The sequence below is a fragment of the Geodermatophilus sp. SYSU D01105 genome, assembly GCF_054050095.1.
Window position 1 is genome coordinate 125,160 of record NZ_JBJGYR010000009.1, and the last position, 22,753, is coordinate 147,912.

19 protein-coding genes are annotated in these 22,753 nt (G+C 73.5%); 1 reads left to right on the forward strand and 18 read right to left on the reverse strand.

What is annotated here, in order from left to right; translation table 11 throughout:
• Positions 1 to 26: 26 nt before the first annotated feature.
• The 18 genes from ACI79I_RS10745 to ACI79I_RS10830 form a co-directional block, all read right to left on the reverse strand.
• Positions 27 to 2,351 carry a hypothetical protein gene (locus tag ACI79I_RS10745; RefSeq protein WP_456992321.1) on the reverse strand — a complete coding sequence of 775 codons (2,325 nt, stop codon included), beginning with the start codon at positions 2,349 to 2,351 and terminating at the stop codon, positions 27 to 29.
• Positions 2,348 to 5,239, reverse strand: coding sequence for a hypothetical protein (locus tag ACI79I_RS10750; protein WP_456992322.1), 2,892 nt, complete (start codon positions 5,237 to 5,239; stop codon positions 2,348 to 2,350). The genes ACI79I_RS10745 and ACI79I_RS10750 overlap by 4 nt, the downstream gene beginning before the upstream one ends.
• A 158-nt stretch (positions 5,240 to 5,397) precedes the next feature.
• The gene (locus ACI79I_RS10755; RefSeq protein WP_456992323.1) at positions 5,398 to 8,394 is read right to left on the reverse strand and encodes a putative baseplate assembly protein; all 2,997 of its coding nucleotides are present in this window, start codon (positions 8,392 to 8,394) and stop codon (positions 5,398 to 5,400) included.
• Positions 8,391 to 8,753, reverse strand: coding sequence for a GPW/gp25 family protein (locus tag ACI79I_RS10760; protein WP_456992324.1), 363 nt, complete (start codon positions 8,751 to 8,753; stop codon positions 8,391 to 8,393). Before ACI79I_RS10760 ends, ACI79I_RS10755 begins: the two co-directional genes overlap by 4 nt.
• 3 nt (positions 8,754 to 8,756) lie before the next feature.
• Positions 8,757 to 9,098 (reverse strand): hypothetical protein, encoded by a 342-nt coding sequence (locus ACI79I_RS10765; protein ID WP_456992325.1) that lies wholly within the window; start codon positions 9,096 to 9,098, stop codon positions 8,757 to 8,759.
• A gap of 10 nt (positions 9,099 to 9,108) precedes the next feature.
• A complete protein-coding gene (locus ACI79I_RS10770; RefSeq protein ID WP_456992326.1) occupies positions 9,109 to 9,660 on the reverse strand; it encodes a phage baseplate assembly protein V in 552 nt (183 codons plus the stop codon).
• Positions 9,657 to 10,793, reverse strand: a complete 1,137-nt coding sequence (locus ACI79I_RS10775) for a hypothetical protein (protein ID WP_456992327.1) — start codon at positions 10,791 to 10,793, stop codon at positions 9,657 to 9,659. Before ACI79I_RS10775 ends, ACI79I_RS10770 begins: the two co-directional genes overlap by 4 nt.
• Entirely contained in the window at positions 10,790 to 11,158 is a 369-nt protein-coding gene (locus ACI79I_RS10780) for a LysM domain-containing protein (protein ID WP_456992328.1), read from the reverse strand. Before ACI79I_RS10780 ends, ACI79I_RS10775 begins: the two co-directional genes overlap by 4 nt.
• The gene (locus tag ACI79I_RS10785) at positions 11,155 to 11,817 is read right to left on the reverse strand and encodes a hypothetical protein (protein ID WP_456992329.1); all 663 of its coding nucleotides are present in this window, start codon (positions 11,815 to 11,817) and stop codon (positions 11,155 to 11,157) included. Before ACI79I_RS10785 ends, ACI79I_RS10780 begins: the two co-directional genes overlap by 4 nt.
• Positions 11,814 to 12,128: a hypothetical protein gene (locus ACI79I_RS10790; RefSeq protein WP_456992330.1), complete on the reverse strand. Its 315-nt coding sequence runs from the start codon at positions 12,126 to 12,128 to the stop codon at positions 11,814 to 11,816. Before ACI79I_RS10790 ends, ACI79I_RS10785 begins: the two co-directional genes overlap by 4 nt.
• Complete coding sequence (locus tag ACI79I_RS10795) at positions 12,125 to 14,377, reverse strand: ATP-binding protein (protein WP_456992331.1); 2,253 nt, start codon at positions 14,375 to 14,377, stop codon at positions 12,125 to 12,127. The genes ACI79I_RS10790 and ACI79I_RS10795 overlap by 4 nt, the downstream gene beginning before the upstream one ends.
• Positions 14,374 to 15,621 (reverse strand): DUF4255 domain-containing protein, encoded by a 1,248-nt coding sequence (locus ACI79I_RS10800; protein ID WP_456992332.1) that lies wholly within the window; start codon positions 15,619 to 15,621, stop codon positions 14,374 to 14,376. The genes ACI79I_RS10795 and ACI79I_RS10800 overlap by 4 nt, the downstream gene beginning before the upstream one ends.
• Complete coding sequence (locus ACI79I_RS10805) at positions 15,621 to 15,806, reverse strand: hypothetical protein (protein WP_456992333.1); 186 nt, start codon at positions 15,804 to 15,806, stop codon at positions 15,621 to 15,623. Before ACI79I_RS10805 ends, ACI79I_RS10800 begins: the two co-directional genes overlap by 1 nt.
• A gap of 785 nt (positions 15,807 to 16,591) precedes the next feature.
• Positions 16,592 to 17,311, reverse strand: a complete 720-nt coding sequence (locus tag ACI79I_RS10810) for a T4 family baseplate hub assembly chaperone (RefSeq protein WP_456992334.1) — start codon at positions 17,309 to 17,311, stop codon at positions 16,592 to 16,594.
• 4 nt (positions 17,312 to 17,315) lie between these two features.
• Complete coding sequence (locus ACI79I_RS10815; protein WP_456992335.1) at positions 17,316 to 17,834, reverse strand: phage tail protein; 519 nt, start codon at positions 17,832 to 17,834, stop codon at positions 17,316 to 17,318.
• Between the two features lie 10 nt (positions 17,835 to 17,844).
• Positions 17,845 to 19,341, reverse strand: coding sequence for a phage tail sheath family protein (locus ACI79I_RS10820; protein ID WP_456992336.1), 1,497 nt, complete (start codon positions 19,339 to 19,341; stop codon positions 17,845 to 17,847).
• A 4-nt stretch (positions 19,342 to 19,345) separates the two neighbouring features.
• On the reverse strand, positions 19,346 to 20,326 hold the full coding sequence (locus ACI79I_RS10825; RefSeq protein ID WP_456992337.1) for a hypothetical protein: 981 nt from the start codon (positions 20,324 to 20,326) through the stop codon (positions 19,346 to 19,348).
• Between the two features lie 340 nt (positions 20,327 to 20,666).
• Entirely contained in the window at positions 20,667 to 20,915 is a 249-nt protein-coding gene (locus tag ACI79I_RS10830) for a hypothetical protein (protein WP_456992338.1), read from the reverse strand.
• A gap of 1,136 nt (positions 20,916 to 22,051) precedes the next feature.
• Between ACI79I_RS10830 and ACI79I_RS10835 the strand changes: the two genes are divergently transcribed.
• Positions 22,052 to 22,717, forward strand: a complete 666-nt coding sequence (locus tag ACI79I_RS10835; protein WP_456992339.1) for a class F sortase — start codon at positions 22,052 to 22,054, stop codon at positions 22,715 to 22,717.
• The last annotated feature ends 36 nt before the right edge of the window (positions 22,718 to 22,753 follow it).

Below are 22,753 nucleotides of genomic sequence, written 5' to 3' on the forward strand. Positions count from 1 at the left end.
CAGGACGACTCCCCGGACGCCCGCCGTCATGACTGGAACCGGATGTCGAGCTGCCATCCGAGGGGCAGGTGCTCCTCGAGGGCGGCCCGGAGGTTCGCGGTGCGGCGGGCCTCGAAGAGGTCGTGGTAGACGCCCATCTCCGAGTCGTCGTCGGCACCGGTGCGGATCTCCGGCGGGCCGTCGTCGGCGAGGCGGCAGTAGTCCGGTCGGCCGTAGCGCAGGGTGGTGAACCGCGGCTCGACCCTCGCGGCCTCCGCGACCCGCTCCTCCTCCTTCGCCGCGAGCACGACCAGGTCCGGTTGACAGGCGTATCGCCGCGGTGTGCGGGAGGTTGAGGTCACGTAGCAGTACCGCAGGCACCCGATCTGCCGACGAGCGACGTCCATCCTCGAGGTGAAGATCGAGTTCTCACCGAGTTCGACGGCGTGCAGGTGGGTGCGGCCGATGACCGTGCTGTCGACGACTGTGGCCACGGCGTGCGCCCGCCGTCCGTTCGGCGCGGCAACAGCGTCCCTGCCGGTGGTCGTGGCGTCGACGACGCTGGTCCGGACGTGCAGGCGGATCGGCTCGGCCCCCACTTCGTCGCGCTGGACGACGATGGACCCGACGATGCTCCTGTCGACCTCGACGCACGGGGGCCGCAGTGCCTCCGGAGGGCGGTCGGCAGGGGGACCCTCCGGGTCGCGTCTCCTGCGCGGCAGGTCCGTGATGATCAGACTCGGCTCGGTCCCGTGGCGCGGCTCGCAGCGAGTGTTGAGCTCCCATCCGGGCACGAGGGTGCAGTGCCGCACCACGACCTCGGCGGGATCGCCCGAGAAGCGGACCGGGTGCGCAGCCACCACGAGGCCGTCGAGGAGGATGCGGCTCCCCCGTCCGCAGCTGATGGTCATGTCGTCGATGTCCTCCCGGAGTTCGGGGAGGAGCACGGTGGGCCGGCATCCCTCGGCGGCGCGCAGTTCGAGGGTGTGGCCCTCGGCCACCTCGAGCTTGACCGGCTGCACGTAGAGGCCGCTGTCGACGAGCTCGACGACGAGGTGGACGGGCGGACGGGCGGACCGCTGCAGCGCCCGCACCGCATCCGCGATCGAGGGCCCCGCCCCGGACCGGACGCGCGTCAGGGCGTAGGACCGCGGGATGTCCTCGGCGTACCGGGCCTCCAGGACGAGCCGGTTCAGCCGCATCCGCCCGGGGCCGGCCGCGGCGCCGTCCCGCAGCGCGACCGCCTCGTCGTCGAGCTGCTGCTCGTCCACGACTCCCACGAGGTCGTGGGCCTGGATGATCCGGTTGAGCTCCGCGGCCAGGTGGGCCCTGGCGGCCACGGGCTCCCCCGCGAGACCGGCGACGACGGCCGGGTCCATGAGGCTGCGCAGGAGCCGGCTGAGCGGGTCCTGCGCCTGGAGGAGACGGGTGGGAAAGCCGCCGCGGAGGTCGTCGGCCCGGAGGAAGGCCGCCAGGACGGGGACGCCCGGAGGCTGCCGTCGGTACTCCCCTCCCCCGATGGCCATGGGGAAGCCGTGGCAGTAGGAGGCGGTCAGCTCACCGAGCTCGTAGCGCTCGGGGAACATGACCCGCCCTCGTTCCGGGTCCACGGCGATGCGGTCCCCGAACACCTCGGGGGTCCAGGTGGCGAGGCTTCGCACCGTGATCCGCTCGAGGGCGATCGGTGCGCCGTCCTCGTACAGCAGCAGGTCCCTGCCCTGGCCGTAGTGACGCGGCAGGTCGGCCCCGAGCGCTTCGGTCGTCAGCCGCCGCACGATCGGCGGCCGGCCGGAGGTGTCCTGCTCGGCCGAGGGGTGGGCGCAGGTGAAGAGGGGAGCGTCGTTGCCCAGGACGCTGAGCTCGAAGCTGTTGACCCGGCGGCGCACCCGGAACGGCCGCACGGCCGTCAGCGGCCAGGAGGGGAGGCGCCAGGCCCTGACGGTCACCCGGCCGGGCGGCGCACCCGCGCAGTCGCCCTCGCCCTCGCCGTCGCACACGACCGCCGGCCAGCCGCTCACCGCGGGCACCAGGTCCTCCAGGACCGAACGGGTGCCCTTGCGCCGGCGGTGACGGATGGTGTCGGCGACCGCTCTCCGCGGGACGACGCCGGGGACCGGCCGGGCCTCCCCGCAGTCCCGTCGTCCCTCGGGGACCGGGAGCCACCGGTAGCCCACCAGGTCACCGATGTAGGGGATGACCCACGGTTCGCAGGTCTCGATGAAGAGGTCGGCGTACACCCGTCGGATGTCCTCCTCGACGAGGTCCGCTTCCTCGCCGAGGACCCTGAGGAGGTCGCGCAGCGCCAGGGCGACCTCGCTGCCGGGCGCCCGGACGACGCCGGGCAGGAGCTCGAAGAACCGGTCGGCGCTCATGGCTGCGGCTCCTCTGCGAGCTCGAGCAGCAGGGTCCCGGGTGCGTCGGGCGACAGGTAGGCGATCTGGTCCTCACCGACCGTCGCGAGCTCGGGCAGGCCCGGTCCACCGGGGCCGCCCAAGAGGTTCGCAGCCGCCTGGGCCACCTCGGCCGGGGACCTTGGCGCGTCGGGGGGGCCGGTCTCGATCGTCCCGAAGGCCACCAGGTCCACCCAGGCGACCCCGCGCACGCCCTGCATGACGGCCATCGCCTCACCGGGGTGGGGGACCTGCCCGATCTCGCGGGCTCGGAAGCCGAACGTCCTCAGCAGCGCGTTCCGGAGTCGTGGGTGCACGGTCTCCCAGGGGTGGTCGGCCAGGGTGCGGATGCGCGCACGGATGCCGAGCAGCAGCGCCGTGCGGATCCGGATGGTCACGGTGGCATCCGGCCAACCGAGGGTGTGCAGCACCTTCTCCTTCGGCTGCTCCGACTCTGCCGGCTCCTCCAGCCGCTCCTGCAGGTCACCGAAGCGGCTGAGCGCTCGGCACAGGTTCTCCAGGAGTGCCGAGTCGATCCGCAGCGGCGCGTCGTCCACCGCCGCCACGGTGAGGGTGTAGCGGGTCGTCGGCGGCCCGGGAACCGTGGCGACCCGGGCCTTGCCGATGCCGGCGAACGCGCGCGCGAAGTCCTCCAGGTCCGTCGCGGAGACCAGCCGGTCGAGCGCGGTGAGGCCGACCGGGACCCGCTGCCGGATGCTGTCGACGTCGTCCGGGCCGGCTCCCCCGCCGGCGGGTAGGGGGTTCGTCACCGCGGTGACGCCGTTGGGGCGCGAGGCGAGGACACTGATCTGCCCGGCGCGGGCGTTGCCCTCCACCCCGAGCCCGCCCCGGTAGGAGGCGCGGACGTTGTCGCTGCCCGTGGGCAGCCGGGCGCCGAGTCCGAAGACGACGCGGGTCGTCCCGTCCTCGTCGGTCTGCAGGACATACGCCCGCTCCCCCGGGGCGACCGCCGCCGCGTTCGAAGCTTCGTGCCAGCGGAGGTCGTTCACCCGGACCTCGAGGCTGGCCGCCGTACCGGTCATCGTGGGCGCGGGGAGGTGGGTGAGCGGGCCCTGCCGCAGGGGGAACGCCTGCAGCGGAGGGGTGGCGTCACCGCCGCCGAGCACCTCGGCCCGGCTCTCGCCGTGCGTGGCGTGGGCGACGTTGCCGAGGACCCGGACGGTCTCGCGCCGGTAGCAGTACCGCAGCGGCTCGGCGAAGCCGAGCACCGTGTGCACGGTGTCCCGGGTGGCGGCCTGCGCCTCGACCGCGGCCTCCCCGTCACCGTCACCCTCCCCGCGAGGGGCCGGTCCGTCCGCCTTGTGCTGGACCGACGAGATCATCACCAGCTCGGTGCCCAGTACTCCCGTGACCTCCTGTCGCTCTGTGCCTTGCTCGCCGGGTTCCTCCGACTCCTCGTGCGGCAGGAGGTCGGTGCGTTCGCCGGTGACGATGACTCGCCGGCCGGGCCGCAGACCCGGGTAGTAGCCGTCGAGTTCGAGCTCACCGGCGCAGACGTCCTCGGTGATCGGGACGTCGGCCAGCTCCAGCCGCTCGCTCTGCGCATGGACGACGGTCCTGCGGTGGACGGGTCCGACGTGGGGCGGAGGCTGCCCCTCGCCCTCGCCCTCGCCGTCCTGGCCCTCACCGTCGACCTTGTCGCGCCAGGCGGTCTCCAACGTGAGGAGGGTGACCCGCGCGGGCAGGTTGAATGCAGTGCGCGTGACCGTGCCCACTCCCGCGACCTTGTGGAAACTGGCTGTCTCCTCCCCCTTCGCGGGTGGCGTGATGACAACCCAGCTGCCCGGGAGGATGGCGTCGTAGATGCTGTCGAGGGCGATCTGCTTCTCCGCGCCCTCGGACGGCACCGAATCCGCCGGCCAGGAGGGGATGCCCTCCCCGCCCACAGTTGCACCGGATCCGTCGTCCTTCCACTCCAGGTACTCCTTGACCAGCCGGGTCTCCGTGTCCATGAGTGGGATCAGCTGTGCGTTGTGGCCGTGGAGGGCGGCCTTCACCCGCATGGCGTAGACCTTCACGGCGTTGGTCGGATCTGCGTGCGCAGTGCCCCCGAGGGCCACGCTGAGCAGTCGACCCAGCTGGGGGTGGGCCCCGGCCACCATCCCGTAAGCGGCGTAGGAGTCTGGCCGGAAGAGCTGGCCCAGGTCGGGCTCCAGCTGCGCGGGGTCGCCGACGGTCGATGCCGGTTGCCTGAGGAGTGCCTGGAGGAGCCCGGTCCCGACGGTCACGGGTTCCCGGGCCGGGCCGGGCTCGGGCCGCTGCTCCAGGACCACCCTGGTGCGGTCCTCCTCGAACAGTGCCTCCACCGTGGCCACGGTGTGGTGTGCACAGACCTCTCCGACTTCAACGAGCAGGGTGTCCCCCGTGCGGAGACCTGTCGCCGTCCCCTTCAGGTGAAGGGTCAGGGTGTCCGCGCCGACCCGCTGCGGCGCGGTGCGCCGCGGGTGCATGAGGCTCCACCGGGGCCGACCGGTCAGCCGCTCCACGGTCTCGAACGGCTGCATCGTCTCCCCGGGCCCGGGCTGGCTGTAGGCCCGCGTCCCGGCGGGGACCTCGAGCTCGGCCTCGGGGTCCAGGTCGTCGAGGGTGAAGGCCAGGTGCACGTCGGCGGCCACGCCCGGACGTGCCGCGTATCCGACCAACCGCCCCAGTTCCACGGCGGACCGGCGGTGCAGGCACGTGCGCAGGTAGTGCTCGTTGACGAGCCGGTCCCCGTAGAAGCCGAGGACGTGCCCCAGGCAGGCCCAGGCGTCGAGGAGGGCCAGCGCGGGGTCCAGTGGAGGGTCGGGACGTCGGGCGGTGAGGGCCCGGAGGGCGGGGAGGTCCGCGGCGGACAGCCGCTGTCGCATCCGGTCCCAGGCGTCGGGATGGGCGGTCCGGGTGAGCGCGATCGACCCGGCACCCGGGGGGTTCGCCCGGGGCCCTTCCGGGCACGGGCAGCGCCCGCAGCCGAGCTCCGGCGCGCCACCGCACCCACACCCGGCGCCCTCCGTACCGCAGCAGTCGGTCACGAGTCCTCCAGCTCGACGGTCAGCGACCCGTGGTCGGGGTGGTCGGGGTCGTTGTCCAGCCGCACGACCTCGTCGGGCGCGACCCGCAGGACGTCGCCGTCCGGGAGGTCCCCGCCGACGCCGTGGAACCGCAGGCGCGTGACCGTGGCGGCGGCGACGCCGGGCACGCGGTGGACCGCGCCGAGGACCACGCTGATCGGGACGGGCTGACCGAACGTGAACGCGTCCGGGTGGAAGAGGCCGCGGGTGCCGTCCGGGAGCGTGCGGTTGCTCAGCCGGTCCTGCACCGCGCTTCGGACCGCGCCCGGCTGGTGCCCGGGCAGCGCGCGGACCTGCACCACCAGTTCGATCGACCGGTAGGTGCTCTGCTGCACCCGCACCGTGTGCCCGATCCGCCGGTACCGGTCCAGGTGCTGTGCGATCCGCCGGAGGAGGTCCGGCTCGTCCGCCGACGTCCCGACGGGGTCGAACCGCACCGAGACGACGGTGCGCTGGGGCTTCTCCCCGTCGACGTCCTCGAGGAGCACGGTCGCGACCGCCCGCTGGACCTGGGGGAAGTCACGTTGCACGATGGCCGCGTAGTCCTCGGCCACCACGGCGCGCTCCAGGTGCGCGCGGAACGCGTGCGGCGCGAGCAGCCGCACCTGGTCCAGTGGTTCGGGGTCGGTGCCACCCGAGGCCGGCAGCGGGTTGGACACCGCGAGGATCCGGCCTCCGGGCAGGCCCCCGCGGGGGACGACGTGGCGGATGGCGCCGTCCCCGACGTTGCCGGCCGAGCCACCGCCGGTGCGGAAGGAGACGAGCATGCGGGTCCCCGGCGTCGGGCGGGCGCCGGTCTCCAGGCCGAAGCGGAGGTGCGCCACGCCGTCGTCGTCCACCTCGGCGACCACGTGCCGGTCGTCGGGGCCGCTGCTCAGCAGGTCCCGACGCGGCACCCACCGCTGGTAGCGGAGCCCCGTCGGCCGGGCACCGGGTCCGTCCTCCAGGCGATCGACGACGTCCGGGGCGGGGTGCGGTCCGGTCACGGGCCCGAAGACGGCGAGGGCGGGGACGGCCCGCCGTGGGTCCTGCTCTAGGGCGGCGCGCGCCGACGCGTCGGGCCGGAGCGGTTCGCGGGACACCAGCGGTGACCGCGGCAGCACCGGCTCGTAGTCGGGATCCCGGGACGGACGCTCGGCTGGTGCGGCGTCCCCGGTGCAGCACAGCTCGACCTCGCCGGCCGGGACGACCTCGTGCGGTGGCAGGAAGGGGACGGCGACGACCGTGCGTCCCCGGTCGAGGAGCCGCACCCCGCCGGGTCCCCGCACGGTCTCGCCGTGATCGACCAGCACGACGTTGCCCCGGGCGACCGTGACGTCCTCGATCAGCGCGCACTCCGGCGGGGGGCCGATCACCGAGAGGACCAGGGGGAACGGCAGCGCGTCCGCCCGGTCCCAGGACACCTCGACCACCGGCACCCGGCGCAGCTCGTCCAGGCCGGGTCGGACGGTCGTGAGCCGGACGGCGTGCCGCTGGGAGGGGCGGGCGTCGGCCGCCACCCCTGAGCGAGGGCCCAGGACCTCCTCGAGGACCAGCACGTCACCGGGACGCAGGTGACGCAGCCCGCGCGTGCCGGACTCCGGATCGCGGGTGTCCCGCAGCGTCGCGGACGTCGCTCCCGCCGTGAGGCAGCACTCGCTGTACCCCCACGTGTAGAGGTGGATCTCGTTCTGCGACTCGTGGAACCGGAGGTGCGCCGGGTGGGCCAGGCCCTCGGGGAACAGACGCGCCAGTTCGTCGCGGTTGTTCGCGGCGAGTCGGCCGCCGGTGAGGGCGTTGAGCGTGCCGTGGCGGGAGATCGCGCGCTGGATGGCCTGGGGCGCGCGGCGGACCAGGCCCACGTCCTGCAGCAGCGCGTCCAGCCGGCGACCGATCGCGGCCGCGAGAGCGGGCAGCTCCTCGTCCTCGTGGTCGTCCCGCCCGAACAGCCGCCGCTCCTCCTCGGACAGGGTCGCCCGCACGTGGTCCAGGGCCGGGTCCGCGCCGGTCGTGATGCGACCGGCCACCAGCCGGGGGTCGGTCACGTCGTGGGCGGTGATCCGCGCCCGGCCGGACGGGAGGCACGGCTCGAAGACCTCGTAGCTGCGCCGGCGGGCGCGGGAGAGGTCCTGCGGGTCGATCGTGGCGCCTTCGGTGGGGATGCCCGTGGGCCGGGTGATGAAGGACAGCGCGTCCGCGTCGACGACCGGGTCTCCCTCGACCGCCAGGCACACCCACGCTCGCGCGTTGCACCCCTCGTGCAGGACGTGGTCGACCAGCCGCGCGTGCCGACGCACCGAGGTGCGCAGCCGGGCCGTGTCGAGGTAGGCCTCGGTGGCGACGGCGTCCTGCGCGTAGCTGAGCCGGTCCGCCTCGTAGGCGAGGACCTCGACCAGGGTCAGGTACAGGTCCGCAGCGTGCCGCTCGTCCCAGCCGGGCAGCGTGACGGCCAGGCGGTCGAGGAGCAGCCGACGGAAGCTCGCGTAGTCCTTCGCCAGGTGGTCGAGGTCCGGCGGGGACGACGGCGGGGTCCCGCACTGCGCGGGGAGGCAGTCGACGTCGGTGGGCCCCCCGGCCGCCAGGGTGAAGTCCGCCGTCCGGTACCGGGGGTCGATGTCGGCGAGCGGGCGGGTGGGGGTGTCCACGAGCCGGAGGGTGTAGCGCGACCGGGGGCCGAGCCCGGTCACCTCGACGACCGCGACGTCGTCGCGAGCGGGGTCCGGTGCCCGCCGGAAGTCCGGCTCACCGATCTGCACGTCGGCGTCGGCCGGACCCCCGGTGATCTGGACGTTCTCGGCTCCGAAGAGCGCGGCGTCGGCGTCGTCGGGCGGGAGCGAGCGCAGGAGGAACAGGTGCAGCTCGACGCGGCCCTCGCGCTCCTCGACCTCCACGGAGTCGATGCCGTTGGTGCGCTCGGAGAAGCGGACCCGCGGCCGCCGACGGTCGGTGTGGCAGTGGAGGGGCAGGTCGCTCACGGCCCTGCCTCCCGCCGCACCGTGACCGTCTCCTCCGCTCCCGTCTCGCGCAGGACGTACGTGACCGTGACGTCGAGGATCGAGTCCTCGCTCGTGACCTGCAGGGCACGCAGGGTCAGGACGTCGCCCAGCTCGCGCTCGATGGCGCCCTGCATCGTGAACTGCAGCGCGGCGGCGAGTTCGGCGCTGTTCGGGGCGAAGACCAGTTGGCGCAGTCCGCAGCCGAACCCGGGCCGGTTGACCCGCTCGCCCGCCTCGGTCAGGGCGGTCAGGACGAGCAGGTCGCGGACGTGGTCGGCCCGCGTGGTCTCGGCGGTACGGCCGCGACCGTCGTAGCTCCAGGGGAAGTCGACGTACACCGGTCACACCCCCAGCACGCGGGTCTGGACGGCGGTGATGAGCGGTGGGCCCTGCGGGACCTGCTCGGGGCTCTGGCACACGCCCTGGCCGGTGCCGGGCAACTGGACCACCGCCGGCTGCCCGTTGACGAACACGCGGCCGGCGGGCGCCCACCGGATCGTGGTGCACGGCTGCGGCTTCGGGCCCGGCACCGTGAAGGGACAGCCGGCGACCAGGTGCACGTCGGCGGCGGTCAGCACCGGGCCGGCGACCGTGAGGACGCGGGCGTTGGCCGTCTGCGCGGTCGCGGCGCCCGCGTGGGTGCACTGGACGCCCGACCCGACGGTCAGCAGGAAGCCTGGCATGTCGTCCGCCCTACTTGACGATGAGAGCGCCGGCGTTGACGGTCACGACTCCCGCGATGATCGTGATGGCACCGCCCTTGCCGTCCGAGATGTAGATCCCGGAGTCGTTGACGACGATCGAGGCGCCGGTGGTGTTGCGCAGCACCACTCCCCCGGTCACCGGCGTCGGCGGGGCGTCACTGACCTGCACGGCGTTCTTCAGCGGCGTCTGCAGCGTCATGGCCGGGATCGGCGGGGGGACCAACTGGACCAGCGGCGGGACCTCCGTCCGCGAGCTGAAGTAGCAGCCGGTCCAGATCGGGTAGTCCGGATCGCCCCGCTCGAACTCGACCCACACCCCCGCGCCGATCGGCGGCACGGCGACGGCACCGGTCTGGAGGCCGGCGACGGGGAAGCTGGGCATCGCCCAGCTGGACGTGACGGTGAAGACCCCGATGACCTGGACCTGGAGCCGGCCGATGCCCATCGGGTCGAAGTTCTGCAGCACGACTCCCCGGTACTTGCCGAGGTACTGCTTCCTGGAGCGCCGGGCAGCGGCACCGGCAGCCGTCGTGACGCTCACACCGGGATCCTCCCGACGGTCGAGACCAGTCCGTTCCGAACCAGCGTGAAGGCCTGCTTGAACTCTCCGCGCCGCAGGGTGCTGGTCACCTGCTGGGTGTAGTAGAGGCCGTCGAAGGCGGTGCCCACCCCGCGCAAGCCGACGAGGCGGCGCGGCCGGAGGACCTCGCCGTAGCGCAGGACGTCGAGGCTCCCCTGGGCCGTGACGGAACGCCTGCTCGCCGCCTGGTCCGCCCAGGCCTGCATCAGCGCACGCGGGAAGCTCTTGAAGGTGGTGTCCGCGACGATGTCGAACTTCTTGGGGATCGGGGGGATGAGCCCGAGGGGCGGGTCCAGCGGGTTGACCAGCCCCACCGGCACGGGGATCGCCGGGAGCCGTGTGATCGGGTTCTCGACGTTGACGATCGGCATGCCGGCGGAGTCGTGGTCGAAGCTGCAGCTGATCGACTCGACGTTCGTCTCGACGTCCATGTCGACGTTGAGTGCTGTCTGCACCGGTCCGACCCGCAGCGTGGGCCCCCAGTAGGCGACGCTGGCGCCGGCGACGGGCCCTGGCTCGACGTAGAAGGTGTAGCCCACCATGTCGGCCAGTTCCCGCAGGTACGCCAGGTCGGTACCCCAGTGCTGGTCGATGCGCTCGAGCGGGTTGTTGAGGTCCACGGTCGGCGTCGGCACGATCAGGGGCACGACGCCCAGCACCACGTACTTGGCGAGGATGAGCGCGACCCGGGCCTCGATGGGCATCGCCGGGTACGGGAAGAGCCCGCTGAGGTCGACGTTGTCCATCGCCTGGCTGATGTCGCGGCCCTTGACGATCAGCTGGGTCGGTCCCGAGCCGGTGTCGGGTGCGATCTGGGTCTGCGTCACGACGCCGTCCATGAGGACGTCGGCCGAGCCGCGCACGCTGGCGGCGAGGACCACCCGGAGGAGAGCCGGGACGGCGCCGCCCGAGAGCAGGAACGCGGTCTGCAGCGCGGACGCCTCGCCGCCCAGGTCGAACTTCAGCTCGAAGCCGTCGCTCTCCCCGCTGCCTGCGGTCACGGTGACCTCGGTGAGGGCCTCGACCACGACGCGGGGCGCGGGCAGGGGCACTGCCGGACCCAGGTAGACGGAGAGGGTGACGGGGCCGCTCACGATCCGGCTCCCGGGGTGCCCTCGGGCTCGGTGATCCGCAGGCGGCGGCCGGACTCCTGGACCAGTTGCTCGGGGAACACGGCGCGGTTGCCGTCGCACAGCCGCCAGAAGAGCTCCGGGTCACCGAACACCGCCGCCGCGATGCGGTCGGTGCGGTCACCGGCGGCGACCACGTACGTGTCCCGCTGCGGCAACCGTTCGGGGCGCGGGACGAGACGGCGCAGGAGGTACACGATCGGGCGCTCGCCGTCGGGGTCGAACACCGCGGTGCCGACGGTGGCGTACCGGCTGGTCGGGGAGACGACGGCTGCCGGGGCCGGCTGCAGCAGGTCCCTCAGCCGCTGCTCCTGCTCGTTGATCGTCACGTCGGCACCTCCCGCAGCCCCAGGAGGGCGGGTGAGGCCCCAGGGACGCTGGCCGCCAGGCGCTCCTTCTCCTGCTGGTAGCGCAGGTAGAGGGACCCGCCGCGGTGGTCGTGCCCGAGGTCGCTGACGCTGAGCACGCGCATGCCGAGGGTGACCTTGGCCCGGATGGGGTTGAGGCGGGTGTCGAAGAACTCCTCGTTGACGCTGAAGTCGGTGACCCGGACCGGAGCGACCCGGCTCGTGCTCCAGATGAACAGCGTCAGTGGGGCCTCGAGGGGGGCGACCTGCAGCTCCCCTCGGGCGGCGGCCGCGTGCTGGTCCCGCAACTGCGCACTGGTCGGGTACACGAGCAGCTCGAGCGAGGCGAGGTGCGGCTGGATGCCGAAGCGGCCCACCAGGGCGTCGCCGTCGTCGAGCTGGTCGACGGCGTCGATCTCCGCGTCGAGTCTGTAGGTCTCGATCGCCGGCCCCTTGAGCCGCAGGGCCTGGGAGCGGTCGGTGCCGCCGTCGGCACCCACGGCCTGGGCCTGGAAGGACCGGCTGAGCGTCTCGGGGTTGTACTGGAGCGCGATGATGCGGATGACCCGACCCGTGTCCGGGTCGATCTGGGCGATGCCCCCTTTGAGGATGCGTGGGGCGATCGCGGGGAACGCTGTCATGGCGCCGTCCTCCCCGGTGCTCGGGGGCCGGCGCCCCCCGGTGTCGTCGGTGGCCTGCTCCCGCCGGCCAGGCCGGCGTGGACGGCCGCCGCGATCTGGTGGCCGAGCGCCTCCGGGTGCGCGGCCGGCGCTCCCAGGTCACCACCGCGGAGTGCCGGCACGACCGCCCGGGCGGTGAGGTCCGGGGCCAGGGGGGTGTGGTGGAGCAGGCGGGCGAGTTCGCCCTCGACCGCCCTGGCCACCGCCGCGTGGTCGAGATCGGCTGTGGGGTCCTCGAGCACGAGGCGCTGGATGTGCACGTGCAGGTTCACGACCGATCACCCACCAGCTCGGGCTCGCGGACCCCGTAGGACTCCGTCCGCTGCCCGTCGGGCCGCCGGTCCGGCCGTGTGACCCAGTCGGCGAAGTCGCTCGCGACGAAGGGGCGCCCGCTCTTGCGGAGCTCCTGCCGGGCGGCCTCCTCGAGCAGTTCCATCGTGACGACGCCGTCCCGGGCCACGGCCAGGAACGTGGCGTTGAGCGCGACGTTGCGGATCTGGCCGCCGGTCATCCCGGGGCGGGCCAGCGCGACCATGTCCAGCCGGTCGACCCCCGGCACCCGCCAGCGCGGCCCGGCAGCCCCTGCGACGCCGGTCTCGGGGTCGGGTGTGGTGTCCTCCGGGAAGATCCCCCGCCAGATCCGCAGACGCTCGGCCGGCCCCGGGAAGGGGAAGGCGATCACGAAGCGCAGGCGCCGCAGGAAGGCGGGGTCGAGGGCGGCCTTCATGTTGGTGGTCAGGATGGCCAGCCCCCGGTAGGCCTCCATCCTCTGGAGGAGGTAGCTGACCTCGATGTTGGCGTACCGGTCGTGGCTGTCCTGCACCTCGCTGCGCTTGCCGAAGACCGCGTCGGCCTCGTCGAAGAGGAGGACGGCGCCGCCCTGCTCGGCCGCGTCGAACACCTGCCGGAGGTTCTTCTCGGTCTCCCCGATGTACTTGCTGACCACGCTGGCCAGGTCGATGCGGTACAGGTCGAGCCGGAGCTCGTTGGCGAGGGCCTCGGCCGCCATCGTCTTGCCCGTGCCGCTCTCTCCCGACAGCAGCGCGGTGATCCCGAGCCCGCGGGTGAGCCGCGACCGGAACCCGAACTCGTCGTAGACCCGGATCCGGTGGCGGGCCTGGTCGCGCACCTGCTCCAGCAGGCGCTGCTCGCGCTCGGGGAGCTTGACGTCCGAGAGCTCGGTCTCCGTGACGATCCGCTGGGCGAGGCCCTCGAGGCGGGGACGGACCCGCCGCCGGCACGCGTCCCAGGCGCGTTGCCCGCGGTCCCCGTCGTCGCCGACCCCGTCGGCCACGGCGGCGATCTCCCCGGGGTTGAGGTCGAACTGCCCGGCGAGTCGCTCCGGCCACTGCCCCGCGGTGCCGGTGAGGGCCTCGTCCCACATCGAGCGCTGCTCGCCGGCCTCCGGACGGACCACGTCGAGCACGAGGGTGGTGTCCTGCTGCGGCAGGGGCTCGCGGACGTCGAGGAACACCAGGCCGGTCAGCCTCGTGAGGAGGCGTCCCAGCACCGGGGAGGCCTCCTCGGTGCCGCGATCGGCCTCGACGAGCAGCGCCACGCCCTGCAGACGGGTCTCCCGGTTCCACAGGTCCACCAGGGTCGCCAGGTCCCCGCCGGAGGGGAGCTGCGCGACCGGGAGACGGTGCAGGTCGAGACCGACGGCCCCGGCGATCCGGTGTGCGAACAACCGCTTGGTGGCGCTGTCACCGCCGGGCATCTGGACCAGCAGTCGCTCGCTGCCCGGCGGCAGGTGGCGCAGGTGGTCGAGCGCGAGCTCGAGACGGCTCCGCTGGGCCGGGCTCACCACGGTGTCGCGCCAGTCGACGAGCAGTGCATCGAGGACGGGGGCGAGCCGGTCGTCCACGTAGTCCCGGCCCCGCACGTGGTCGACGATCCGCTCGTCCATCCGCAGGGCGCTGCTCACCAGGGCCTGGGCCGGCCCCTGGACGATGTCGAGCAGGCGCCAGGAACGCAGGGGGCGGTCCGGGCCGACCGCCGCCCACTCCGGGACGGCGGCGATCCGGGTCATCTCCGTCCTGCGCTCGGGTGGCGCCGTGTCGAACTCGTCGTCCATGGCCAGGCCCAGGGAGAGGGCGAAGGTCGGGGCGCCGGCCGCGCTCTCGGGCATCGCGCGGCACAGCGCCGCGATCTCGGTGCTCACGGCGTGCGCGAGGCACAGCAGGGCCACGTCCCGCTCGAAGGGGCGCAGGCCCAGGACCTCGCAGAGGCGGGTGAACCGGGGTACGGGCTCGGCCGCCAGGGCCTCCTCGAGCCGCCGCCGCGCCCGCCGCGCCGCCTCCCGCCGGTCGTCCGGCTCGGGGTCGGGGACGAGCAGCTCCGGGCGGGGCGGTGGCCGGCGGCCCCAGAGTCGGCCGGACGCCGGAGCCTGGGTGATCGGCGCCGGTTCCGGGGCCACGGGGGCGCCCCCGTGCTGACGGGGCGGGACGAGGACCGCCCGCAGCCAGGTCATGGTGGCGTCCATCAGCCGGTCGTCGCTGTCCCGGGGATCCGTGGTGGTCATGGCAGGGTCACCCGGGGGGTCGGAGCCGACGGCGGGGTCGCGCCGCGGTGGAAGTCGAGGGTGCTCTCGGCCCCGTCCACCTGGACACGGACGAGGTAGGTCCCGGCCGGCACGGTGCCGCGCGGGAACCGCAGGGTCGCGGCCCCCCCGGGCGGAGCTGCCTCCGGCTCCAGCCGGTGGAAGCCGAGCGCCCGCCCGCTCGGCGCGGGGTCGAGGTGTTCGTTGAGCATCAGGACGACCCGCTGTCCCGCGGTCAGCGGCGGCGCGAACTCGACCACGACGGCCCCCGCTGCAGGATCGGGCGGCGGCCCGGGGTCGGGTTCGAAGGTGGCCGTGACCACCGGCCGGAGCACGAAGGAGACCCCTGCCGACTCGACGGCGTCGTGCGGCACGGGCGGCACCCCGATGGCCACCCGGTGCACCACCTGCACGACGTGGATCCCCGCCGCGAGCCCCGTGGCGGGGACGACGATCCGCGTGTCGGTGACCGTGGTGACCGGCCGGGGTTCCCCGCCGTCGACGCGGACGGCGGTGGACGGGCCGCGGAGGTGCCGGCCGAGGATCTCCAGCTCCGCGGGCGCACCGGCGGCCCCCTCGCCGCCGCCGGGACGGACCCGGTCGATCACGGGTTGCCGGGCGGCCACGGCGTCGACGCCGCCCTGCTGCACCGGCAGGGGTTCCCGCGTCGCGACGGGGGCCTCGATGAGGACGACGCTGGCGCCGTAGGCGACCGAGAGGCGATAGGGCACCTGGAGGAAGGTCGACCAGACCTTCGACATGTCGTCCAGGCTGAGGTCGCCCGGGAAGAAGTTGACCGACTCCAGGTCCTCGGCGAGGTCCGAGTCGGCCAGCCACGGCTCGCCCCGGCTGGCCGCGGCCAACTCCGCCCGGGTCAGGCCCGGTGCACTGTGCAGGGACGCCAGCGAGGTCCCGAGCATCCGCTGCGGGACGAGCTCCTCCTCGTCGCCGGAGAAGCTCAGCAGGTAGTGCAGGTCCACGGCCGCGCGCGGCCGTCGACGGACCTCCGTGGGGTCGGGTCCCCGGGTGGGCAGGTCGGCGTTGCGGAGCGCGCCGTTGGGGGTGATGCGGTAGAGGAAGATGGTCACCTGACTGCGCGCGTCGCCGTCCGTCGCCTCGGGTCGCCGCGCCGCGACGTCGGCACCCGCGACCTCCGGCCCGATGGCCCCGGCGAGTCGCAGTCTCAGGGCCTCGGTGACCGTGGCGATGGCGAGGTGGTTGGCCATCAGCGGCCTCCCCGGCGCGCCAGGTACTCGGCGAGCGGCAGCACGCCGGGTGCCGGAGCGGGTCGCCGCGCGGGCGCCGGCGCGGTGCGCTGGCTGCGCACCTCCACCCGCCCGATCGTCACCTCGACGACGACCTCGTCCCGGGTGCCCCCCTCCTCGCGGCGGGCGGGGATCGGGTCCGGCATCGGGGGCGGCCGCAACCATCCCTCGTGCGGGGCCTCCTGGGCCTCCTGGGCCTCCCGGAGCCGCACCGGCGGCCGTGCCTCCGGCCGGGCACCGGTGGAGCGCGCCTGCCGGCGCTCCACCGGTGCCCCCGCCGGCGGGGCCGGGGCCGTCGGGACGTGGGAGGAGGACGGTGGATCGGCTGACGCCCGCCGGGTCGGATCAGCCGGTGGAGGGTGCACGGACGGCGCAGGCGCGGACACCGCCGGAGCCTCATCGGCCTCAGGCCGCGGCATCCGTGACTGCGTCCACTGCGGCGACGGCGGGGTCGGTGGCGGATCGCTCGGCGCCTCCAGGGGTCCTGCGGCTGCCAGCGGCGCGGCCGGGGGACGTGCGGGCGCCGGGGGCAGGTCCGCTCCGTCCCGGGTGACCGGAGGCCGGAGCACGCCGTCCCGGGTCGCGGTCACCGGAGCCGAGGGCACCGGGTCGTCCGCGACCGGTGCCGGTGGGGGTTCGACCGGCGCCGGGAGCTCGACCCGCTGGCCGGCCCGCAGTGGCGGCTCACCCGGCTCGCGCGGCGCTCGTCCGCGAGTTGGGGAGGCGGGTCCTACGGCCGCCCGCACCTGGGGATCGGGACCGTGGTCCGGCCGCCGTCGTGGTTCGTCCGTCGCCTCGACCAGGTCGTCGTCCGGGGTGTCCGAGGCTGCCGGGATCGGGTCGACGGCCGGCTCGAACCGGGCCCGTGGTCGAGGCGTCAGGTCCTCGCGCAGATCCACGCTGCGCGCGACGAGGGAGCCGAGGAAGTCCGTCATCGACGGACCAGGTCGAGGTAGAGGGTTCGGCGCGCCGGGCTCATGGCCAGGATGTCGGCCTCGGACCAGCCGTAGACCGAGGCGAGGCCGTGGACGTCCTGGAGGAGGCCACGCGTCCAGTCGTCGAGCTCCTGCCACAGGAAGGAGACGATGTCGAAGATCGCCGACCACGTCCGGCCGCAGGCCGGGCAGGTGAGCACCAGCCGGGTGTCCGCCTGCGGGTCGGCCTCCGCCATGCGAGCCGCCAGCTCCGCGTGCACCCCGTCGGGGAGTTCGGTGAGAGCGACCTCCGCGTCGCCGCGGCGGACACTGACGACGCAGCGGCCGAGCAGGAGAGCGCGTCCCTCCGGCGCGGACCGGGCGGTCTCCAGGGCGACGAGGTCGCCGGCCGTCGGCGGGCGGGCCCGCACGGTGTAGCCGTCGTGGCGGAACTCGAAGGCCTCCGTCGGGTCGCCGGGCGGGGGCACCCGGACGTCGTCGACGTCGAAGTCGAGCTCCACTCGCTCACCGCAGCCGGGACAGGAGGTGACGGCCACGACGGCGGGCCCGAAGAGCTCCCCGCGCAGGTCCAGGAGCAGGGCGTCACGCTGACCGACGCTCAGGCCTGGTCGCCGTGCGGCGTCCACACCGAGCAGTCCGAGGAGGGACAGGCCACGGCGACCGGGCGTCCGCCCCCGCCCCTCCTCCCACGCGGCAACGAGGTCGGCGGCGTGCATGGCGTCACTGGTTGAGGGTCGGCTCGGAGGGCTCGGGCACGTCGAGGTCGCGCTCCCAGCCCTCGTTCTCGAGCTTGATCGTCTCGATGGCGACCGCGTTGGCGTTGGCGTCGAGGTCAGGCAGCGTCTGGAACTCGGAGACCCAGCAGCGGTAGACCTTGAAGGTCTTCACGACCTGCCCGGCCTCGTTGTACAGGTCGATCAGGATGTCGCGCCGGAAGTCCTTCAGCGACATCTCCTGTCCGAGCCCGTTCCCGTAGTGCCACACCTTGTTGGCCCACTGCTCGAACTCGACGTCGTGCGTGACCCCGCGTTCGAGCGTGATCGCCTCGTACTTCGTCCGGCCCGGACCCCGGCGGCTCGTGCTGGGATCGCCGCCCTCGCGGTGCTCGACCACCTCCGTCGTCCGCTTGAGGGCGCTCACCTTGCTGATGCCGGCGACGTTGCGGCCCTCCCACCTGACCCGGAACTTGAAGTTCTTGTACGGGTCGAAGCGATGGACGTTGACGTTGAACTGCGCCATCGTCGCCTCCTCAGGCCTGGACCTGTCCAGCCATCTGCTGGAGCTTGAGCACGACGAACTCGGCGGGCTTCAGCGGCGCAAAGCCCACGACGATGTTGACGATGCCGAGGTTGACGTCGTTCTGCGTCGTCGTCTCCTTGTCACACTTGACGAAGTAGGCGTCCCGCGGTGTGGCGCCCTGGAAGGCGCCCTTACGGAACTGGTCGTTCATGAAGGCACCGACGTTCAGCCGGATCTGGGCCCACAGCGGTTCGTCGTTGGGCTCGAACACCACCCAGGCGAGGCTGCGGCGGAGCGTCTCCTCGATGAACAGGGCGGTCCGGCGCACCGGCACGTACTTCCACTCGGAGCCGATCTCGTCGTTGCCACGGCAGGTACGGGCGCCCCACACCACCGAGCCGTAGATCGGGAACGTCCGCAGTGCGTTGACGCCCCTCTTGTTGAGCTGCCCGGACTCCGGGTCGGTCAGCGTGTTCACCAGGCCGCGGACGGCACCCAGGCTGGCGTCGATCCCCGCCGGCGCCTTCCAGACCCCCCGCGTGGTGTCGGTCCGTGCGTAGATGCCCGCCACCAGGCCGCTCGGCGGGAAGGCGCGCGCCCGTCCCTCCTGGAGGGGATCGCCGATCTTGACCCACGGGTAGTAGATCGCCGCGTTGATGCCCGCGGCGCTCTCGATCGGCCTGACCGTCGACTCGTTGGTCGTGGTCCCACCGTCGGCGATGAGGAAGGCCCGCTTCTCCTGGCAGAAGCCCGCCAACTGCGCCAGGTTCTCGAGCTCGGTGAGTCCGGGGACGCACAGCAGGTTGAACAGGTCGACCCGCTCCAGGTGGAACACGCCGCCGCGGTGCCCGTCCTCGTCCGCCTCGGAGGGCCAGACCTGGGCCCAGAAGTCGGCGGTCCCGGGACGGAGCACGTCGCCGTCCGAGCCGCCGCCGAGCCTCTGCTCCGTGGCCTCGGAGATGCTCGCCCCGTCCTCGGGCGCCTGCGCGTTGAGGATCTCGGACTCCTCGTTGACGACGCTCTCCACGAAGCGCGAGTCGGCGGGGTCCACGGAGAGGTTCTCGAAGGCCTCGACCAACTGCTTGCTGCCGCCGGACGGGTACCGGGAGACCGTCAGGCCGAAGCGGCCTGGCTCCTCCTCGATCGGAGTGACGTCGACGACGTAGTCCTCCGCCCACGTGCCCGGACCGGTGGCCGTCAGGGTCACGTCGCCCACCGTCGTCGACGCGAAGGTGGCGGCGGGGTCGGCGACGCGGATGACGTAGGCCTCCTGACCGCCCGCGGCGAAGAAGTGCGACACCGCGTAGCTCACGCTGCTGTCGCGGTGCAGTCCTCCGAAGACGCGGTCGTAGTCGCCCCACGAGAGGACGTGGCCGGCCTGGTCGACCGGCCCGCGCGGGGTCCAGCCGACGAACGCGGCGATCGACGTCGCGACCCCGGTGATCGCCCGCACGCCGCTCGGGATCTCCTCGACGTACACACCGGGGTAGCTGAGCTGCGTGGGCATGGGCCTACGCTCCTTGGGCCTCGGGGTCGGTGCCCGTCCCCTCGGGCGCGGCGTCGGGCGGTGCTTCGTGCAGCTTCTGCACGTCGCTGGGGCGGGACCCTTCGAGTGCTGCCAGGTCTGCGGCGAGCGCGTCGACCCGCGCCTGGGCCTCACCGACCGCGGTCTCGGCCGTGGCCAGGTCGGTGTTGGCCTTCACGAGCGCGATCCCCGCCGTGTGGACGGCCTTGACCAGCTCGGTCTCACGGCCGGCACCTCGGAGCTCGTCGAGCTCTCTCACGGCGGACCGGACGTCGCCGGCGATCACGCAGGCCTTCCTGGCGTCCCCGGCCGTGGTCGCGGCGACCAGATCCGGCCGACGGGTCTTGAGGCGGCCGGTGAGCTGCTTGATGGCGTCGGGCAGCCCGATGAGACGAGCGCTCGCATCGTCGTAGGCGCTCTGCACCCGGGCCTGCGCCAGCCGCTGCTCGTCCCGCTTCGTCTGCCGCTCGTCCAGCTGCTTCCGCTCGGAGTCGACCTGGCTCCGCTTGGTGTTGATGGCCGCGTCGATGCCCGCGACCTTCTCCTCGAGCTTCTGCCGGACGTCGTCGTCGAGCTGCTCGATGAGCGGCTCGGCCGCGGCCAGTGCCTGTTTCGTGTCCTTGATGGCGGTGGCGCTGTCGGCCCGGGCCCTCTCGAGTTCGCCCACCACGCGCTCCAGGTCGGTGAGCTGCCTCTTGCCCCTCTGCTGCCGGCTCTGCTGGTCGGCCAGCGCCGCCTTCCCTCGGTCGACGTCGACCGAGAGCTGCGACTGCCGCGCCCTGATGTCGGGCAGCAGCAGGACCAGCGTCGTCGGCGTCTCCGACGGCTTCGTCTGGGTCCCAGGGGTGGACTGCCCCCCGGCCGAGCCGCCCGAGGAGTAGGCGCGCGCTTGCCCCGTGTCTCTCTGGCCTCCCGAAGCGTCGGCCGCGGAGCCACCGGCGGCGGCCTGCTCGTCCCGCATGCTCATCCCGCTGCCCTCCGCTCCTGCTGACGACCACCGTGGGCTCCCGCCGCCGAGCGCTCAGGGAGTGAGACCGGGGTCTCGCGAGGTCGCCGCGCGAATGCTGGTCCACGATCGTCACCGCGGCGTCACGGCGGCGTCACCTCCGGGCGATCCGTGCCGTTGGCGGCACCGCGGCCCCCTCGGGGACGTGTCGCGCGGGCACGTCCTCGGTGCTCTGCCGGGGGCTGTGCCGCTCCGGGCGATGTCGTCCTCCGACCACCCAGCCGGCGTGCGCACGTGCCGCGCTCGCCGTGGGCACGTACGCCCTCCGGTCGCGGGCGACCGGAGGGACACCTGCCGACGTCTAACTCTCCTCCTCCTCGCCGGTCGGCTCGCCTGTCGAACCGAACCCGGTCCGGATGTGCTTGACCTGGTCGTCGAACCAGACGGGCTTCTCGTAGCGCAGCATCTCGACGATCACCTGGAACTCCTGGGCGTCGGAGTAGGTCCGGTTGTCGAGCTCGGAGTTGCTGGCGTCGTACAGCGCGATGCGGCCGTCGTGGTTGTCGACGTCCCATCGGGTGTAGTACCGAGCGACTTGCATCAGTGCCATGGGGGTCACCCTTCTTCCTCGAACGTCACCGGTGTAGGAGTGACCGGGCCTGCATCGGGATGTCGGCACCGGCCCCCGACCTCGACCCCGGCTCTCCTCGGGAGGAACCACGCGGCTCCGCCTCACACGCAGCGGGGTCGAGTGGGCACTCAAGCGTGGCGCTCGCGGTGCTCCGCCGACCTCGGTCGCGGTACCACGCCGCGAGGACGCTATGGCCGCACGCGTCACGCTGACGTCAACGCGCCGTCACCGGTCGCGGCGGAGGTCCGGCGGGTGCCACGGGAGCCGAGTCCTCCTCGCGACGGGCATGCCGACCGGACGTCGGCCCGCCGGGCCCGGCGTGCGTGGTTGGGGCAGGTCGTGACCGACGGGGCGGCGGGAGCGGTCTCACCCGGCGCTCTCCTCGCCGTTGACGTTCCGGTGACACCGGTCGTGCTGTCCTGCACGAGCGCTGCCACAGCCCGGCAGGGTGGTCACACCACGGACGACGGGACGGAGAGCCACCTCGCCGGTCGACCCTGCCTCCCGGGACGAAGGAGTGCGCCGTGTCCGAGCCCAAGAGCGCGAGAGGCTACGACCCCGAAGGTGCGAGAGCGCCGGACCCCGAGGACCCGGGAGGCGGACATGCCCCTCCGGCGCGGCGGTGGAACGTCGCCTATCCGCTGGCGGTCCTGGCGCTGCTCGTCGGCTTCATCGGCTGGTTCCTGCCCGGTTGCGACCCGACACCGCTCACGCCTGTGGTCTCCACGGGCGAACCAGGCCCGACCGGACCGAGCGGACCCCCGGGACCCAGCGGACCTCCTGGACCCAGCGGACCTCCTGGACCCAGCGGACCCCCCGGCCGGGACGCCACCGCTGGACCCGCCACGTCTCCCGGGGAGACCGGCGCTGCGCAGCCGACGAGGCCCACGTCGCCCGGCACGCCCGTCGGAGCACCGCAGACCGGTGCCGGCGGCGCAGCGCCGGGACCCGACGTCCTGCTCGTCGTCCTCGGCGGCAGCACCCTGCTGGTGGCCGGGTTCGTCGTCGGCCACGCCACCCGTCGGCGCACGAGCGTGCCCGCTCGGGGTGGACCTCCCGCGGGCGAGCAGTCGTGACCGGCGCCCTCCGGCGGTGAGTCCGAGGAGATGACGTCCGTGGTCGACGGCACACGACGCGTCGCACACGTCGTCGTGGGCGCCGCTCTCGCAGCCGTCGGCCTGGTCCTGCTCGTACTGGGGATGCGGGAGCCGGCGGTGTCCCCGGCACCGGAGCCGGTCCGCTACGAGCCGTCGACCCCGGTGGATCGCATCGCCGACGCACCCGCTCCACGCCAGGTGCGGACGCCGATCGCCCCGCTCCCCCGGTCCGTGCCGGTGCGACTCGACATCCCCCGGATCGGGGTCCACACCGAACTCACCTCCCTGGGCCTGAACCCGGACGGGACGGTGGCCGTACCACCCGTGGCCCCCGGAGCTCCGGCCGGTTGGTACCAGTACCTGGCCTCCCCGGGAGAGCCTGGCCCGGCGGTCCTCCTCGGACACGTCGACAGCCGCCGGGGACCTGCGGTCTTCTACCTGTTGCAGGACCTGGAGCCGTCGGACGCAGTCGTCGTCTCACGCGCCGACGGCCGCTCCGTCGTCTTCGCCGTCGAGTCGGTGCGCACGTACCCGAAGACCGCGTTCCCCAGCCAGGCGGTGTACGGGTCCACCGAAGACCCGGTCCTCCGCCTCGTCACCTGCGGGGGAGCCTTCGACAGCGCCCAGGGCACCTACCTGGCCAACGTCGTGGTCTACGCCCGGCTCGTCGGGTGGTTCCGATGACCCCTGTCCTCCACCACGCCATGAGGGAGACCCGGA

What these genes read in the sequence shown, in the direction of transcription:
- ACI79I_RS10745 (WP_456992321.1), bottom strand. Translation starts at nt 2,351, where the DNA reads ATGAGCGCCGACCGGTTCTTCGAGCTCCTGCCCGGCGTCGTCCGGGCG.
- ACI79I_RS10750 (WP_456992322.1), bottom strand. Translation starts at nt 5,239, where the DNA reads ATGCGACAGCGGCTGTCCGCCGCGGACCTCCCCGCCCTCCGGGCCCTC.
- ACI79I_RS10765 (WP_456992325.1), bottom strand. Translation starts at nt 9,098, where the DNA reads ATGCCAGGCTTCCTGCTGACCGTCGGGTCGGGCGTCCAGTGCACCCAC.
- ACI79I_RS10785 (WP_456992329.1), bottom strand. Translation starts at nt 11,817, where the DNA reads ATGACAGCGTTCCCCGCGATCGCCCCACGCATCCTCAAAGGGGGCATC.
- ACI79I_RS10795 (WP_456992331.1), bottom strand. Translation starts at nt 14,377, where the DNA reads ATGACCACCACGGATCCCCGGGACAGCGACGACCGGCTGATGGACGCC.
- ACI79I_RS10800 (WP_456992332.1), bottom strand. Translation starts at nt 15,621, where the DNA reads ATGGCCAACCACCTCGCCATCGCCACGGTCACCGAGGCCCTGAGACTG.
- ACI79I_RS10805 (WP_456992333.1), bottom strand. Translation starts at nt 15,806, where the DNA reads ATGCCGGACCCGATCCCCGCCCGCCGCGAGGAGGGGGGCACCCGGGAC.
- ACI79I_RS10810 (WP_456992334.1), bottom strand. Translation starts at nt 17,311, where the DNA reads ATGCACGCCGCCGACCTCGTTGCCGCGTGGGAGGAGGGGCGGGGGCGG.
- ACI79I_RS10815 (WP_456992335.1), bottom strand. Translation starts at nt 17,834, where the DNA reads ATGGCGCAGTTCAACGTCAACGTCCATCGCTTCGACCCGTACAAGAAC.
- ACI79I_RS10820 (WP_456992336.1), bottom strand. Translation starts at nt 19,341, where the DNA reads ATGCCCACGCAGCTCAGCTACCCCGGTGTGTACGTCGAGGAGATCCCG.
- ACI79I_RS10825 (WP_456992337.1), bottom strand. Translation starts at nt 20,326, where the DNA reads ATGAGCATGCGGGACGAGCAGGCCGCCGCCGGTGGCTCCGCGGCCGAC.
- ACI79I_RS10830 (WP_456992338.1), bottom strand. Translation starts at nt 20,915, where the DNA reads ATGGCACTGATGCAAGTCGCTCGGTACTACACCCGATGGGACGTCGAC.